Below are 15433 nucleotides of genomic sequence, written 5' to 3'. Positions count from 1 at the left end.
TCCCTTGTGTGAGCATGATAGGTACTCGTAATAAGGATAGGGATTTACGAGGAGATTCTATTGACGGGGGCAATGGACGTTGACAAAATCATTTCCTTGATAAAAGTCTCTGGTAACCCGAGTTTATCTAAGATTTCTTGGAGCTGACTAGGCATGGCGTCATGGATTAATTGTGGGGGAAGCTGCTGTTGCAATGCCTCAAATATGTGGCTATTGATTTCACATAAGATATCCTGTCTTTGCTCCAAGGCTAATTTTTTTACAAGAGCAGTCGCTGTTGACATGTAGTCTTGATATAGCTGAGCTGAGGATCTATTTGTAAAGGGTATCTGGTTATAATGCATGCGTCAAAGTGGTTAAATGTTGGTTTAAGCTTGTCCAGTACGTTCTCATCTCTAAGAAAGTACTTTGGCCTTCCTTTGTTATTTTATAATATTTTCTTGGAATCCCAGTTTCCTGAGGCACCCAGTTCGATTCGACCAGGCCTTCGTTTTTTAAACGGATCAATAAGGGGTATAATGTTCCTTCAGCAATATCAATGGCCGTTTTCTTCTTGACCTCCTGGATAAGATCGTAGCCATAGTATTCCTGATCATAGGCAAGAATACCTAATACAACAAAAGAAAGACTTCCTTTTTTTAGCTGTGAAATCCATTTGTCAATAAATTCTTTGTTCATGGAAGTAAATATTTAACAAAATACATAGTAATACAATGTATTGTTTTAAATTTTTAATATACCTTTTAATGAAGGAAAGTGTCCTAATTAAAAAAAGAATGGGGAAGTGGATTTGATGTGGATCAAGCTGAATTCTTGGGGGGAATGTCAAAAATTTCTTAGTTTAGCATCCTTAATACAGATATCCCTTGCAAGAAGCCGAACGTAAATTACTGTCCCTATTGATGCCCGAAGGGCTATTGGAATACTTTCAGATTTTAGAAGTCGATCAGGTTGACAATCAGCTCCACATTTATTTAGATGAGCTTAATATTGCTCCGACAGGCTATCAGAACAGCAAGTTGGAGTCAAAGGGCTTCATGCCTTCCACTGAGATTTCAGACTTTCCCATTCGAGGCCAGAAAGTTACGCTACATATCCGCCGTCGTCGCTGGACGGTCCTGGATACCGGAGAGATCATCACAAGAGATTGGAATCTGGTGCGTGAGGGTGCTCGAATGACTACGGAATTCGGGCTTTTTTTAAAGAAGATATTTGGATAATCATCCTGTAAGCGCCCAATTGGTAGGTCTGTTCTTCCAAATGGACGGTAAGCAACTACAGGATCAATACAAGAACCATCTCAGTGACTTCCAGGACTGGGACCAAAAGCCACACGCAGAGCAATGGACCCTTTTTCCTGATAACATATCGGAACACCTGAGCATCGATGAGACCAGCTTTAGCAACGGTGAACTTTACACGATCGTAAGCAGTAAATCAGCAAAGGGCAGGAAGGGAACCATATTGGCTACCATAAGAGGGACAAAGGCGGAAGATATTATTGCTGTATTAGAGCGCATTCCACTTAAACTAAGGAACAAAGTTAGGGAAGTAACGATGGATATGGCCCCCAATATGGCAAAGGCTATCCGTAGGTGTTTCAGAAATGCCAGAAGGGTTATCGATCGGTTTCATGTACAAAAACTTGCTTATGATGCTGTTCAGGAACTCCGTATCAAATACCGATGGGAAGTCTTAGATGCAGAAAGCAAAAAAATAATGGAATCGCGAAAACGGGGTATCCCATATGACCCCGAGTTGTTGCCTAATGGTGATACGCTCAAACAGCTATTAGCTAGGTCGAGACACCTCCTGTTCAAGCATCCAAGTCGATGGTCGGAAAGCCAAAAACGCCGTGCAGAACTGCTGTTCATCAGGTTTCCCAAGCTAAAACAGGCTTATGATCTTGGAGTTGCCTTAGGTGACATCTTCAATAAATGCAGGGATAAAAAAGTTGCTTTCACAAAGTTAGGACTGTGGCACAACCAGGTTGAGAACGCGGGTATTGCTTCATTCGAGAGTGTCGCAAGATCCATTGCAGCACATCATCAATACATTCTCCACTACTTCGACAATAGAAGCACCAATGCATCCGCAGAGTCCTTCAATGCAAAACTCAAAGCTTTCAGGAGCGTCTTCCGTGGAGTAAGGGATACAACATTCTTCCTGTACAGAGTGATGAAATTGTATGCTTAAAAATGATTACCCCCCAAACTTTCGGTATGATCCTTTGATGTTACTTCGATTGAGTTTTTGCTAAAAAAAACACTTGAAGTGGGGAACTTCAAGTGTTTAACCTAACCAATTATTAACCTAAATTTATGAAAAGTATACTTTCTCAAGTATAGTAGACTATATTCAATATCTGTGCCATTCTACTTGTTAGTTTTATACTATTTTTCTTTGTGTTATTTTTGTTACGTAATATCACTTGATTTGGTTGATGTTATATCTTATTTGGTAATATTTTTATGTTTTTAAAGATGTTAAGTAGTTTGAAAAAGGATTGAGTTAATTTTTGGTAAAATTTCGCCTATTTTATTGGGCAAACTTTCCGCATGTGTATATAAAAGAGAACAGCCCCTGTCCGAAAATAGGGTAATTGTTATTACACAACGTAACACTTGAAGAGTTCTTTCCACTCATCATCAAGATTGCCTCTGTATACATTTTGTTTGGCGCGGCGATACCAATATTCTGCATTCCATTGATCACCTTCTTTGCGGTGTAAATAAGCATGAACATGTGCTGCGTCGGTTCCCCCCAATTGATCGATGAGGCCGTGCGCGGTTTTCCAATTTCCTTTCAGATCATACCAAAGTGACTTTTGTACCGCTGTCCAATGCTGAAGTGGACTTTCAAGTGATTGAAATTCTTCTATTGTCATATTTTTTTATTCAGTTATTTCTTTGCTCCAAATTTCATAAATATCTTCTCCTTTCGAGCTTTTTCCTCTATGCTGCCATCTGCCATCTACAATTTCACCGTCAAAGGCCAGTTCTTGCCCAACTCGATTATTGTCTCTCGAAAAGAATTGTATTTTTTCAGTATACCGATTGTTATCGTATTGATAGTTGCCCCCGCCAGTACCATAGAAACCTTTTTGTGCAGGATTAATCGCTATCCATTGAAAATAGCCATCAACCAATATTTTGATTGTTTTGCGGTCTGCTTTCGGAATATCCTGCATTTTTTCTCCTTGTTGGCGACCAGTGATGCGCCAAAGTGCGTCCAGGTCCTGCGGGACTTTTTTCTGTTTAATATAGAGATGATAGCTATTGGCTATTTTTAGGCGAAGGGAGTCTGCTTCACTCCGATACGGCAATTGAGTTGTTTTGCCGATGGCAGATGAATCCTGTGAATTATACTCGATGGCGATATTGATCAGATTAGGCTGTTTATCAAGTGGCCCACCCCAGGTATGTTGAAAACGTTTTCTGACATCATCGTAACTTATAAACGAGATATAATGATCTTTAACGAGCATTAAGTGTTTATTGATGCCATCCTGGTATAGATAGGCTCCGTCGTGAAGTTGCTGTGCCTGGATTTTAGAAAAATAAATTCCAAAAAATAGGAAGAATAGTAAGGTACAATTTTTCATAACGGGTCTAAACTTGTTTCCTCTAAATTTACATTTAATTTTCCGATTACACACAAGCGGATAAAAATTGGCGAGAGCTATCGCAATCAAATCAAGTCCCGCTGCTTATCTTTATGTTGAAAAAAAAAGTTATATGAAAACAGCAGGACTTGACGTGCATAAAGATAGTATTTTTTGTGCGGTATTTAATGGGAAGCATTATTCGGATGTGGAGGTTTTCGAAACCTTCAGTACGGGCATTCGACAGTTGGGAGCCTACTTGAAGGCTGCGGGTGTTCTCCGAGTAGCGATGGAGAGTACCAGTATTTACTGGATCCCGGTCTGGAATATTCTCTCTGAAATGGGCTTTGATCTGATGCTGGTGAATCCCTTTTTAATCAAACAGCTGCCCGGCCGCAAAAGCGATGTAAAGGATGCACAGTGGATTGCCCAGCTACTTCACAAAGATATGCTTCGCGGGAGTTTTGTGCCCGGTGAGCGAATACAGGAACTCAGGAGCTACACCCGTTCCTATAGCAAGTTGCAACAGCGGATAGTCCGTATGCTTACCAAAATGGACAATATCCTCGTACAGGCCGGAATCCGTTTGGGTAGTCTTGTGAGTGATATCGGAGGGAAAAGTATGCTGAGTGTCATTGATGCCCTGATAGCCGGGGAGCGTGATGCCGTACGTTTAAGCAAACTGGTCTATGCCAGTAAGAAGAACAAAGAAAACGGAAAGCTGGCAGCAGCACTAACCGGCTGCATGAAGGAGCACCACCGCTTCAACCTGCAGATGGCAAAAGCTGAATACGACCTGTTGATCAAGCAGTCTGCTGAGTATATAGAAAAGATTGAAGCTATCTGCCTGCGTGATTTTCCACGGCAGAGTGCCTTGCTAAAGACGATTCCCGGCGTTAGCCGTATCAGTTCCGCTGTGATCATCGCCGAGACCGGCGCAGACATGAAAGTTTTTGAAAACAGCGGTAAACTGAGCGGATGGGTCGGATTACGACCAAAGAATGATGAAAGCGCAGGGAAATATAAAAGTACAGCGATCACTAAAGGAAACAGATATCTCAAGCCAATACTGGTACAGGTTGCCTGGGCAGCAAGCCGCTGTAAAGGCTCCTATTTTAAAGACAAATTCAACCGTCTAAGTATAAGAAAATCCTCGAAAAAGGCCCTGATCGCTATCGCACGAAAAATATCCGTTGTTGTATGGAATATCCTAAAAGACTTAACCCCCTTATAATCCGGCACTACAGGTGATCTACGAACCAGCCAAACTAGATGCCAGAATACGGTATCACCAAAAAGAAATGGAACGCATAGCGAAACTTAAACCATAACAATTTTTTGCGTAAAGGCCGGGTATCTTTATGGTGGCTAAAAGACCCCGTTTTTAAATTGGCCAATGCAAATGCCTGAAAAGGCTATAAGTACACAAGCATGAGTTAATGCCAGCCTTACGGCTGACCAAACTCGAAGAGGAAAATCGCAAAACCCAATGCGCAAGGGGACTGTATTATAGTTAATTTATAGAGGAAAGATACAAAATAAAACAGCGATACGAATGACGGACATTGGATTTAATCGAATCAAAAAAAAGCTGACCAGTCGCCGCAGCGCCGCCAAAAAATGTTAAGCACTTTTATGAGGGGCAGTCCGGCGAACGGTCAGCTTTTTTGATTCGGAGTTAAATGTATCTATTTAAATTTACTTGCCAATGCAGCTAGCTTGCTGGCCATATCCGTTTGTGGTTCGGCCTGCTTTTTAAAATCATTTTTTTTGTTTTTGGGTAGCGCAGGCTTCTCATCTGTTTTCATTGACAATGCAATGCGACTACGTTTTTCGTCTACTTCTGTTACTGTTACCATGACGTGTTGCTGTACTTTGACGACTTCATGGGGATCTGATATATAGCGATTAGATAATTGGCTTAGGTGTACCAGGCCATCTTGATGTACGCCAATATCAACAAAGGCACCGAAATTCGTAATATTGGTCACGATTCCCGGCAGTTTCATGCCAACCCGTAAGTCGCCAATGCTGTTGACCCCATCCGTGAATGAAAATGCTTCGAATTTTTCCCTTGGATCTAATCCGGGTTTTGCTAATTCATTTAGAATATCGTTTAATGTCGGTAGTCCTACTTCCTCCGAAATGTAATTTTTTAGGGGAATCGATTTCCTGAGGTCAGCATCTGTCAATAGGTCCTCCACTTTTTTTCCCAAGTCTTTGGCCATTTGTTCCACCAATGCATAACGTTCGGGGTGTACTGCAGAGGAATCCAATGGATTTACCGCATGGCGAATGCGAAGGAATCCTGCTGCTTGTTCAAATGCTTTATCACCAAGGCGAGGAACTTTTTTCAGTTCACGTCTCGATGCAAATGGACCATTCTCATTTCTGTATTTGATGATCTGTTGGGCCAAAGATGGACCTAGACCCGAAACATAGGATAAGATTTGTTTGGAGGCAGTATTCAGTTCAACACCGACCGCATTTACACAGCTGATAACAGTGTCGTCCAGAGAAGTTTGGAGTTTATTTTGATCAACGTCATGTTGATATTGTCCGACACCGATCGATTTTGGATCGATCTTAACCAGCTCAGCCAAGGGATCCATCAATCGTCTACCAATAGATACTGCACCACGTACCGTAACATCTTGATCTGGAAATTCTTCACGAGCAGTTTCGGAAGCCGAATAAATAGAGGCTCCACTTTCATTGACCATAACGATGGTAACGTTATTTAATCCGAGTTTCCGTACAAATTCCTCCGTTTCTCGACCCGCTGTTCCATTGCCGATTGCGATGGCTTGGATATCGTATTTCGAGACTAAATACTGAATTGTTTTTTTTGCTTCTGCCAGTCCATTGGCACCCGTATGTGGAAAGATAGCCGTATTTTCTTTGAGCTGTCCCTGCTCATCCAGAACAACCGTTTTACAGCCTGTACGAAATCCTGGGTCGATCGCAAGCAGCCTTTTCTGCCCTAGTGGAGCGGCTAGAAGTAATTGACGAACATTGTCGGCAAAAACTTTGATGGCCTCTTCATCGGCTTTTTGGCGTGTTAATACACGAATTTCAGTCTCCATGGAAGGTTTTAACAGACGCTTATAGCTATCGACCAAGGCGAGTTTTACCTGAGCTGCGGCATCGTTGGCACCCTTAACATAGATGGATTCGATACGGGGTAGAATTTCTTCTTCATTGATCGCTATATCTAAGTAGAGCAGCTCTTCTTTTTCCCCACGGCGCATCGCAAGCACACGATGGGAAGGTGCATCTTTCAAAGATTCAGACCATTCGTAATAATCTTTATATTTTAGGGCGGCGTCTTCTTTTCCAGGAACTACCTTTGAAACAAATGCACTTTTTTCGAGGAATATCGCTCTCGACTTGGCTCTCACTGTCGCATCTTCGGCAAAGACCTCTGCAATGATATCGCGGGCACCTGCTAGTGCCTCCTCTGTATTTTTTACGCCTTTTTCTTCATCTATTAAACTGTCCGCAAGGGCGAGGAAATCGCCCGTTTCTTGCGCCAAAATAAGATCCGCTAAAGGTTGCAGACCTTTTTCACGTGCCACACTGGCGCGGGTTTTACGCTTAGGTTTGTAAGGCAAATAGATATCTTCAAGACTGGCCATGGTTTCGGCATTCAAAAGCTGCTGCTCAAGCTCCGCTGTCAATTTCCCCTGATCGTTGATAGATTTAAGAACAGCTTCTTTACGTTTATCTAAATCGCGCAGCTGCTGGAAACGATCTCTGATATTGGTGATTTGAACTTCGTCCAAACTACCAGTCATTTCCTTACGGTAGCGTGAGATAAACGGAACGGTAGCGCCTTCGTCTAATAGTGCTATAGTCGTGCGAACCTGTTTTTCGCTAATAGAAAGCTCGTTAGCAATAGTAATTTCGTGTGTTGATAAGCTCATTGTCGGTTTAATCTTAAAAAGTAGAGCTGTTGAATCACCATTCAACAGCTCTAAGTATATCTAATTATAAACTAAAGTAGTAAAATTAAGCAGGTTTATTGGTATTGTCCTGCTCAGGAACTTTTTTATCTTCTACCTCGTTGTTTTTAGTTTCAGCAAAATGATCGTTATACCCGTACGTGATGTGAGACGGCTCTTCGCCGTAATCGGGTTGTTTATGTGGATTATGTTCGACGACACCGGCAGGTGTTGTGAATTCATATTTTTTCTTAGGCTGCTCTGTTTCTGAACCTTCTACGGTTTCCTGTGGCTTAGCCTCTTCTTCGTGTGCTGCTTGAGCCTTTTCCTCAGCTAAACGCACATCATTAGGAACAGCTTCTTCTTTTACTTCTGTTTTAACGTCTATGTCTTTCTCAAAATTATTGATTTGATCTGAAATTTCACGTTTGATACCTTCTGATGCATCTTTGAACTCACGTATTCCTCTTCCTAAACCTCTCGCCAATTCAGGAAGTTTTTTGCCTCCAAAAAGTAACAAGATTGCAAACACAATTAAGATCATCTCTTGTGTTCCGATGTTTAGAAATGCTATTACTGGATTGTACATACTCTTTTTCCTCTTCTTTTGATTACTAACTAGATGCTAAGGTACATTTATATTTCTATAGTTCTTAGACCCAAAAGTAAATTTAAGATAATTTTAAGGTATTTGAAACATAAAAATTACTTAACAAAGTGCCGTTATTTGATGGGTGTAAATTGTTATATTTTTGCTAAATATTTTTTAATATGACGATAGGGTAGCAATATCTTCGTATTTTTGTGGCTATTTTTTTAGGGAAATCGATTATGTTGGGAAAATTTAAAACATTTAAACCGTATTACAAAAGTACGATGGTATTGGCGGGGCCAGTGGTGATCTCACAATTGGGACATACATTGGTGCATACCGCAGATAGTGTGATTGTTGGACATTTTGCAGGAACCATTCCATTGGCCGCAGTTTCGTTGGTACATGCTGTTTTTATGGTTGTTATGGTCATCGGGTTGGGAATTGCTTATGGCATCACGCCGTTGATTGCGCAGGAGAATGGCCGTGATAATAAAAAAGAATGTGCCATATTGTTGTCCAATAGCTTTTGGTTAAATATTATCGCAGGACTCTTGTTGTTCGCTTTAGTTTACTTTGGTTCGATGTTGGCTATCGATCACCTCAACCAAGATCCGGCTGTGGTGAAGGAGGCAAAGCCTTATTTACTTATTCTGAGTTTATCGATGCTTCCGTTGATGGTATTTAGCACATTTAAACAATTTGCTGAAGGTCTGGGTTTTACAAAGCAAGCCATGAATGTAACTATTTGGGGAAATGTACTGAACATTATTTTGGCGATCATCTTTGTCAAAGGGATGTTTGGCATTAGCCCTATGGGGGTAAAGGGAGTCGGATACAGTACATTGATCGACCGTGTGTTAATGATGTCTGTGATGATGACCTATGTATTGCGATCGCAGAAATTTAAAGGATATATTCAATATTTTAAGGTGACATTGGTCGATCGGCAACGATTGCTTAAGATCGTGCGCATCGGGGCACCCGTGGCTATGCAATATGTATTTGAAATTGGGGCTTTTGCAGGGGCTTCCCTATTAGCCGGTACGATAAGTGCTACAGCGCAAGCTTCTCATCAAGTAGCCATCCAGCTGGCCGCGATGACGTATATGATGGCGAGTGGTATCGCTGCTGCTGCAACAATCAAGGTGGGTAATAGTTATGGTAATAGAAACCTTTTTCGCCTCGAACGATTTGCCATCACCTCGTATCAATTGGTGTTGATCTTTATGGTGATTACAGCGTCTTTGTTCGCGTTGTTGAATAATTATTTACCTTATATATTTACCTCAGATCATGCCGTGGTGATTATTGCTTCCCAGCTGTTGATTATTGCGGGACTTTTCCAATTGTTTGATGGTACGCAAGTTGTCGGTCTGGGGGTGTTACGTGGTATGGGGGATGTGAATATTCCAACCCTTATCACATTTATTGCTTATTGGATTATAGGGCTACCAAGTGGCTACCTCATGGGAGTGGTATTTAACTGGGGTATTAAGGGGATTTGGTATGGGTTGACATTAGGCTTGTTAACCTCTTCGCTTTTACTTTATCTGCGGTTTCAATTGGTGATCAAGAAGAAGAAAATACAATTCGAACAAAGTATGTTTAAGTAACAAAAAATATATTTTAAATAATAAAAATGCCCCAAATAAGTGTCTAACTTTTTGGGGCATGTCTATTAAGAGCCTTTTTTTATTTATCAATTTTGATGGCTAGATTACTCTATTGCTATCCCAATTTTCCAGGTAGTCCGCCACCCGTTTTAAGAAGGTACCTCCGAGGGCACCATCGATTGCACGGTGGTCATAAGAAAGTGAAAGATACATCATATGTCTAATACCAATCATATCACCATACTCTGTTTCTATGACTGCTGGTTTTTTCGTAATTGTACCTACAGCCAAGATTGCAGCTTGCGGTTGGTTAATGATAGGAGTTCCCATAATATTGCCAAAAGCGCCGATATTGGTGAATGTAAATGTGCCATCTTGTGTGTCGTCAGGCTTCAATTTATTCGCCCGTGACCGTTGTGCGAGGTCGTTGACACTTTTACTCAAGCCTACTAAGCTTAATTGATCTGCATTTTTGATAACAGGAACGATGAGATTGCCATTAGGCAATGCTGCGGCCATACCAATATTGATGTTTTTCTTCTTGATGATATTGTAACCGTCGATCGAGATATTGACCAATGGAAAATCTTTGAGCGCCTTGCTAATCGCCTCGATAAACAAAGGGGTGAACGTAATGTTTTCTCCTTCGCGTTTTTTATAGGCATCTTTAACTTTATTGCGCCACAAAACTAAATTGGTTACATCTGCCTCAACAAAAGAACATACATGGGGAGAGGTTTGTACGCTTTTGACCATATGGTCTGCAATCAACCTTCGCATGCGGTCCATTTCAATGATTTCATCACTGCCATTGGCAACAGTGTGAACATGCGATGGAGCGGTGGAGATTATTTTCGGAGATTCTGTAGCCGTGTTCGTGTGCTCTGCCGGAATAGACTTTGGTGTTTTTGCCGATGAATCTCGATGTGTTACATAGTTTAAAATATCTTCCTTTGTCACTCTTCCCTCTGCTCCAGTACCCTGGATACGGTCAAGTTCATCCTGCGACAATCCTTCGTGACGTGCGATATTCTTTACTAAAGGTGAATAGAAACGAAGGGTATTCTCGTAGGGAGAAGACGAAATTTCAGCCGCTACATTTGGCAGCTGGTCTACACCAGGGATATTCAACGCTATGATCTCTTCGGGAGCTGTAGCTGAAGGAGCTGTATTTTCTTGTGCTTGAATCGCAGGTTCTTCATTTTCGCCCTCAATTTCTATAATTGCAACGACTTCACCAACTTGGACAGTCTGGTCTACGGTATAGCAATGCTCTTTTAAAACACCTTTTACAGGGGAAGGTACCTCTGAATCAACTTTGTCCGTTGCGATTTCCAATAAAGTGTCATCTTCATCAATCAGGTCACCAGGTTGTTTTAACCATTTTGTGATTGTTGCCTCGGATACACTTTCTCCCATTTTTGGGAGCAAGAGTTTATATAAAGCCATATTTTTTAGCAATCTCGTTATAGAAAAACGAAGTTAAATAAATTGTGGTTTACTTTCAACAATTTAAAATATTATTCCTTAAATAACGTATTCTTTGAAATATTATTTTACTTTATTGTGTGTCTTGTTCTTTTTCTTTTACCAGCAACTTCCATAAAAGTAATAAAGCATTCATACGGGTACGTTCGATGTTGATCAGTCTTTCGTTATTAAACTGAAACTTCTTGGTTAAAACTTCTTTTTTTCCCGCAACAGCTACCCAGATCGTGCCAACTGGTTTCTCAACTGTTCCACCACCTGGCCCCGCTATCCCAGTTGTCGCAATAGCATAATCCGACGAAAATGCCTTTTTTGAACCGGAAGCCATTTCGATGGCAGTCTGCTCACTTACTGCGCCATATTGGATCAGTGTTTCTTCTTTGACGTTCAACAATTGTTGTTTTAAAGCGTTGGAGTAGGGGATAGTACCACCAAGGAATATAACGCTGCTTCCTGCTACTGCGGTTATTGAAGCGGCAAGGCTACCACCTGTACAGCTTTCTGCGGTAGTCAATGTAGCACCTCGGCGGCTAAGCTCTTTAATTAAATAAGGTTCGATGCTGGTATCATAATCTGCAATGACATATTGTTGTAAACGATGGAGTAGCTTTGTTTTAAAAAGGGCAACCTGGAGCATAATGTCAGATTTATTCCTGCTTTTACCAGAGAGTCTCAATCGGATAAAGGCCAAGGTTGGTAGATAGGCCAATTTTATGCTTGAAGGAAGTTCTGATTCGATATCCTTTATTTCTTCTGCCAAATAGGATTCTCCGATTCCGCCGACCAAAATTGTCTCATGACAGATAAATAAGTCAGGATCCTGTTTGGCTAATAAAGGCAGCACATGTTTTTCCATCAGAAATTTCATCTCAAATGGCACACCAGGCATAAAAATAAACTTCTTTTGGTTCTGGTGTACCAGCATGCCGGGTGCAGTGCCATAGTCGTTAAATAGGACTTCACAATTTGCCAAAACATCGGCCTGCTGCAGATTGATGTCGAGCATTTTTAGATTGCGTGATTCAAATATGTTGGTCACGTGCCGAAGTACATGCTCATCCCGTATCAAGGTGGTTCCAAAATACGCTGCGGCGGTTTTTTTTGTTACATCATCTTTCGTCGGGCCCAGACCTCCGGTGATTAAAATAAGATCTGCCCGAACTGAGGCCTCCTTCAATGTCGTTGAAATAGCCTCTTCGGTATCTGGGATAGATGTCATTTGAACGATATCGACTTCGAATTGGAGCAGTTGCTTGGCAATCCAGCCTGAATTGGTATCAATGATCTGACCGATGAGGATCTCATCGCCTATGGTAATAATCTCTGCTTTCATCTTTAAAATAATTATGCAACCACCTCCCTACTTTAAAAAATGCATCTGTGGGGATAGTGTTGGATTCAGGATATAAACTTACATAAAATTGCGGCACAGCGAAATGGTAAAAATGTATTTGATGGAAGAAGTTTTTTGAAAAAAACTGATGGTTCTGCTGACCAATACGCGTATAGCATTTCAAAAAAAAAGCAGTTATTTTAAAAATAACTGCCTCCTGAACTGGCTCTTTTTGTGAGCTTAAGATCTTGTAAGATCGATGCCTTTGCGCGAATGGTGACGTTATAGCTTCGGAACCGCCCAAAAGGCATCCAGCCAAATGACATATCCCAACAATGCAGATCTCGATAGATATTGAAAGAGGTCATGACCACTTCCTTCTGTTTGAAATCGTATCCCGATTGAAAGGTGACTTTCCATTTTGGTGTAACACTGAAGTCGCCATTTAAATTCAATGTACTTGTGATCTGACTCTGCATTCTTCGTGTACTGGAGTTGAACGATTTTGCCATATTGAAACTGAACGATGCCGCAAGGTTCCATGGGATATTAAAGTCCACAAATGCGTTTGGATCTGAGCTGATTCGAGCCAAGGCCTGTGCTTGCTCAGGAGTCATACCTGCTCCAGACATTTCTTTTCTTAAAGAATCGATATTGTTATTACGTGATTTCGCCGCCTTAGGATTCAGACTATAGTCAAAGGAAAGACCAAAGTTTGTCAGACGAGCAAGGCTACCGTCTTTAATGGCATAGCGATTGACGCGGACACCATTTTCATTGACCGAATAGGGATCAAATGTACCGTTGAAGTTTACATTCATCTTTTGGTCGAAAAAAGCTGTACGGCCAGAGAAAGTAATTGGGGACAACTTTAGCGAGTCGGCAACAAAGTTGTAATTTCCGCTGAACGTCAAACCTTGAAGAATAGGGATTTTCTTCATGCCTCCATCCGTGGTATCGGATTTACTTTTGACTTTTGCTTCGATGTTATTGTCAATGGAAAAGCCTATCCCTGCAGATTTTCCTGCAGAAGGAGATCCGTAGACACCCTGACTAAAGATTGAGTATACATTTCTGTTCCCATATTGATCGTTATAATGCTGATAGAAACCATATCTTGGATCCGAAAAATCGGGTCTATAGTTCAGGTTGATCGACGGTGTAACGACGTGTCTGATCTGCTTAAGGTTACCTATTTTAGGGAAATAATTACCATAAACCTTGGTCGAAAGTCCGGTCGATACCGAGTAATCGTATGCACGATTGAATCCCTGAACGGTATCGATACGTTGTTTATAACCTGCAGCGGTATTGTCGATGCTTTGTCGCGTACTTTGTAAATACCAACGTTCGGTATAGTTTACACTGGTATTGAACTGGAAATATTTAAAAGCATTGAGTGATAGACTGATTGGAATATTGTGTTGGAAACCATTTTGGAATTTTTTGAAACCTCCTGGTTTAAACAACAATGTATCAATGGTGCTTACCGAGTTTTGTGCTTGGAAACTATAACCGACATTGATGCGTTGATACCATTTTTGTTCACCGACACGGTCTTTGCTGTCAAATGGATTGAAAGAGGATACGTTTAAGCTGATATTTGGTAAACTCATCTGTATACTGCGCGTAGCCATATCCTGATTATGCGTTAAGCTGGCTGTGAGGTTTACCTTGCCATCGGCAAATACTTTTCCATAACTGATGGACGAGCCCATACGGTTACGTGCAAGGTTTTCATAGGTGTTTTGTGTACTTCCGGTTCCGGTATTTTGAAAGAAAGAACTTGTACCAAAGTTAACACTTGCAGAGAAAGATGTTCCTGGATTGGCTTCCTGGCGTTGAGTATGGTTCCAAGTGACATTAAAATCCTTATTGGAGCCATAATTAGATGTTCCTTCAATACCCGTTTTGGTATTGGCATAACGGATATTAAAACCACCGTTAAATTTATAGTTGACGGTATAGCGCGTATTGATGGACGCTTCCCATGAACCTTTAGAATACAAGGAACCTCTAATCTCACTGTCCCAGTAATCGTTGAAGGCCAAATACCAACCGATATCCCGCATCGAGAATCCTCTGGTATAATCTTCCCCAAAAGATGGGAAGAGAAAACCAGATGCTCTTTTATCTGGTTTTGGGAAAAACGCAAATGGAAATGCCACCGGCATAGGTACACCCATCACCACAAGATAAGCCGGACCGGAAATAATCTGGTTTTTAGTGACAATTCCTTTGGTGATATGAATGCCAAAATGGGTATGTGGATAGGGTAGATTACAGGTACTATATAATCCCTTGTATATCGACATTTCGTCGTAGATATTCTTTCGCACAATATTGGCCTGGATAAATCCACCATCAACTTCGGTCATAATACCGTAGGTGTTTCCCTCTTGTTTTTCGTAATCGTAATAGAGTGAGTCTACCGTTTTCGGTGATTCACCATTTCCCATGATGACGATAGGACGCCCTACATATTTACCACTTTTGTCATAGATCCCAGAAGCAAAAATCTTTTTCTTGTTTCGGTCAAGACGGATATAATCGGCAGAAAGTTCAAAATCTTGATATTTTACCTTTGCTCCGCGATAAAGGTGACTTATATTCTTGGCAACTTCAGATTTCTGCGAGTCAACCGCAATAATACTCACTTCAGCCTGCAAACCACTTCCTTTTTTCTTGGTCGTATCGCTTACAGATTTGGTCGTATCTGCAGTTTTGGATTTACTCGTGTCTTGCGATTTATTGGTCGCCGAAATAGGATCTTTACCTTGAAGTCCGTTCTGTTTTAAAGGAATATTACTTTGAGCAAAGCTAGAATTGCCCATTGCAAGAATGATAAATAGTGTT

Annotated in this window: 13 protein-coding genes; 4 read left to right on the top strand and 9 right to left on the bottom strand. The window is 41.1% G+C overall.

Annotated elements, in window-relative coordinates; genetic code table 11:
* Positions 1-44: 44 nt before the first annotated feature.
* On the bottom strand, positions 45-284 hold the full coding sequence (locus AACH28_RS10880; protein ID WP_341832940.1) for a hypothetical protein: 240 nt from the start codon (positions 282-284) through the stop codon (positions 45-47).
* A gap of 49 nt (positions 285-333) precedes the next feature.
* A complete protein-coding gene (locus AACH28_RS10875; protein WP_070564875.1) occupies positions 334-678 on the bottom strand; it encodes a PadR family transcriptional regulator in 345 nt (114 codons plus the stop codon).
* A gap of 188 nt (positions 679-866) precedes the next feature.
* Here AACH28_RS10875 and AACH28_RS10870 point away from each other — a divergent pair, with 188 nt between their 5' ends.
* A complete protein-coding gene (locus AACH28_RS10870) occupies positions 867-1220 on the top strand; it encodes a transposase (protein ID WP_286767917.1) in 354 nt (117 codons plus the stop codon).
* Complete coding sequence (locus AACH28_RS10865) at positions 1213-2196, top strand: transposase (RefSeq protein WP_286767918.1); 984 nt, start codon at positions 1213-1215, stop codon at positions 2194-2196. Before AACH28_RS10870 ends, AACH28_RS10865 begins: the two co-directional genes overlap by 8 nt.
* A 412-nt stretch (positions 2197-2608) precedes the next feature.
* Here the strand turns inward: AACH28_RS10865 and AACH28_RS10860 are convergent, their stop codons facing one another.
* Positions 2609-2887, bottom strand: coding sequence for a hypothetical protein (locus AACH28_RS10860; RefSeq protein ID WP_115049681.1), 279 nt, complete (start codon positions 2885-2887; stop codon positions 2609-2611).
* Between the two features lie 6 nt (positions 2888-2893).
* Positions 2894-3604: a hypothetical protein gene (locus AACH28_RS10855; protein WP_341832939.1), complete on the bottom strand. Its 711-nt coding sequence runs from the start codon at positions 3602-3604 to the stop codon at positions 2894-2896.
* Positions 3605-3737: 133 nt separating this feature from the next.
* On the opposite strand from AACH28_RS10855, the gene AACH28_RS10850 reads away from it, so the two are divergent.
* Positions 3738-4838, top strand: a complete 1101-nt coding sequence (locus AACH28_RS10850) for an IS110 family transposase (RefSeq protein WP_341832938.1) — start codon at positions 3738-3740, stop codon at positions 4836-4838.
* A 454-nt stretch (positions 4839-5292) separates the two neighbouring features.
* Here the strand turns inward: AACH28_RS10850 and AACH28_RS10845 are convergent, their stop codons facing one another.
* Positions 5293-7530, bottom strand: a complete 2238-nt coding sequence (locus tag AACH28_RS10845) for a Tex family protein (protein WP_341832937.1) — start codon at positions 7528-7530, stop codon at positions 5293-5295.
* 85 nt (positions 7531-7615) lie between these two features.
* Entirely contained in the window at positions 7616-8137 is a 522-nt protein-coding gene (locus AACH28_RS10840) for a twin-arginine translocase TatA/TatE family subunit (RefSeq protein ID WP_083663500.1), read from the bottom strand.
* A 242-nt stretch (positions 8138-8379) separates the two neighbouring features.
* Here AACH28_RS10840 and AACH28_RS10835 point away from each other — a divergent pair, with 242 nt between their 5' ends.
* Entirely contained in the window at positions 8380-9756 is a 1377-nt protein-coding gene (locus tag AACH28_RS10835) for an MATE family efflux transporter (protein WP_341832936.1), read from the top strand.
* A gap of 99 nt (positions 9757-9855) precedes the next feature.
* Here AACH28_RS10835 and AACH28_RS10830 read toward each other — a convergent pair whose 3' ends face one another.
* The 3 genes from AACH28_RS10830 to AACH28_RS10820 all read right to left on the bottom strand — a co-directional run bounded on the left by AACH28_RS10830 (position 9856) and on the right by AACH28_RS10820 (position 15411).
* Entirely contained in the window at positions 9856-11205 is a 1350-nt protein-coding gene (locus AACH28_RS10830; protein WP_341832935.1) for a dihydrolipoamide acetyltransferase family protein, read from the bottom strand.
* Between the two features lie 112 nt (positions 11206-11317).
* On the bottom strand, positions 11318-12577 hold the full coding sequence (locus AACH28_RS10825; RefSeq protein ID WP_201665973.1) for a competence/damage-inducible protein A: 1260 nt from the start codon (positions 12575-12577) through the stop codon (positions 11318-11320).
* 200 nt (positions 12578-12777) lie between these two features.
* Positions 12778-15411 carry a putative LPS assembly protein LptD gene (locus AACH28_RS10820; RefSeq protein ID WP_312482878.1) on the bottom strand — a complete coding sequence of 878 codons (2634 nt, stop codon included), beginning with the start codon at positions 15409-15411 and terminating at the stop codon, positions 12778-12780.
* Positions 15412-15433 lie beyond the last annotated feature (22 nt).

It is taken from the genome of Sphingobacterium thalpophilum, from assembly GCF_038396785.1.
GTDB lineage: Bacteria > Bacteroidota > Bacteroidia > Sphingobacteriales > Sphingobacteriaceae > Sphingobacterium > Sphingobacterium thalpophilum_A.
The sequence above is the reverse complement of the archived record's forward strand: the minus strand, read 5'-3'. Positions and strand labels throughout refer to the sequence as shown.

Coding starts and splice junctions, on each gene's coding strand:
- AACH28_RS10880 (WP_341832940.1), bottom strand. CDS start 284: ATGTCAACAGCGACTGCTCTTGTAAAAAAATTAGCCTTGGAGCAAAGA.
- AACH28_RS10875 (WP_070564875.1), bottom strand. CDS start 678: ATGAACAAAGAATTTATTGACAAATGGATTTCACAGCTAAAAAAAGGA.
- AACH28_RS10860 (WP_115049681.1), bottom strand. CDS start 2,887: ATGACAATAGAAGAATTTCAATCACTTGAAAGTCCACTTCAGCATTGG.
- AACH28_RS10855 (WP_341832939.1), bottom strand. CDS start 3,604: ATGAAAAATTGTACCTTACTATTCTTCCTATTTTTTGGAATTTATTTT.
- AACH28_RS10850 (WP_341832938.1), top strand. CDS start 3,738: ATGAAAACAGCAGGACTTGACGTGCATAAAGATAGTATTTTTTGTGCG.
- AACH28_RS10845 (WP_341832937.1), bottom strand. CDS start 7,530: ATGAGCTTATCAACACACGAAATTACTATTGCTAACGAGCTTTCTATT.
- AACH28_RS10840 (WP_083663500.1), bottom strand. CDS start 8,137: ATGTACAATCCAGTAATAGCATTTCTAAACATCGGAACACAAGAGATG.
- AACH28_RS10835 (WP_341832936.1), top strand. CDS start 8,380: ATGTTGGGAAAATTTAAAACATTTAAACCGTATTACAAAAGTACGATG.
- AACH28_RS10830 (WP_341832935.1), bottom strand. CDS start 11,205: ATGGCTTTATATAAACTCTTGCTCCCAAAAATGGGAGAAAGTGTATCC.
- AACH28_RS10825 (WP_201665973.1), bottom strand. CDS start 12,577: ATGAAAGCAGAGATTATTACCATAGGCGATGAGATCCTCATCGGTCAG.
- AACH28_RS10820 (WP_312482878.1), bottom strand. CDS start 15,411: ATGGGCAATTCTAGCTTTGCTCAAAGTAATATTCCTTTAAAACAGAAC.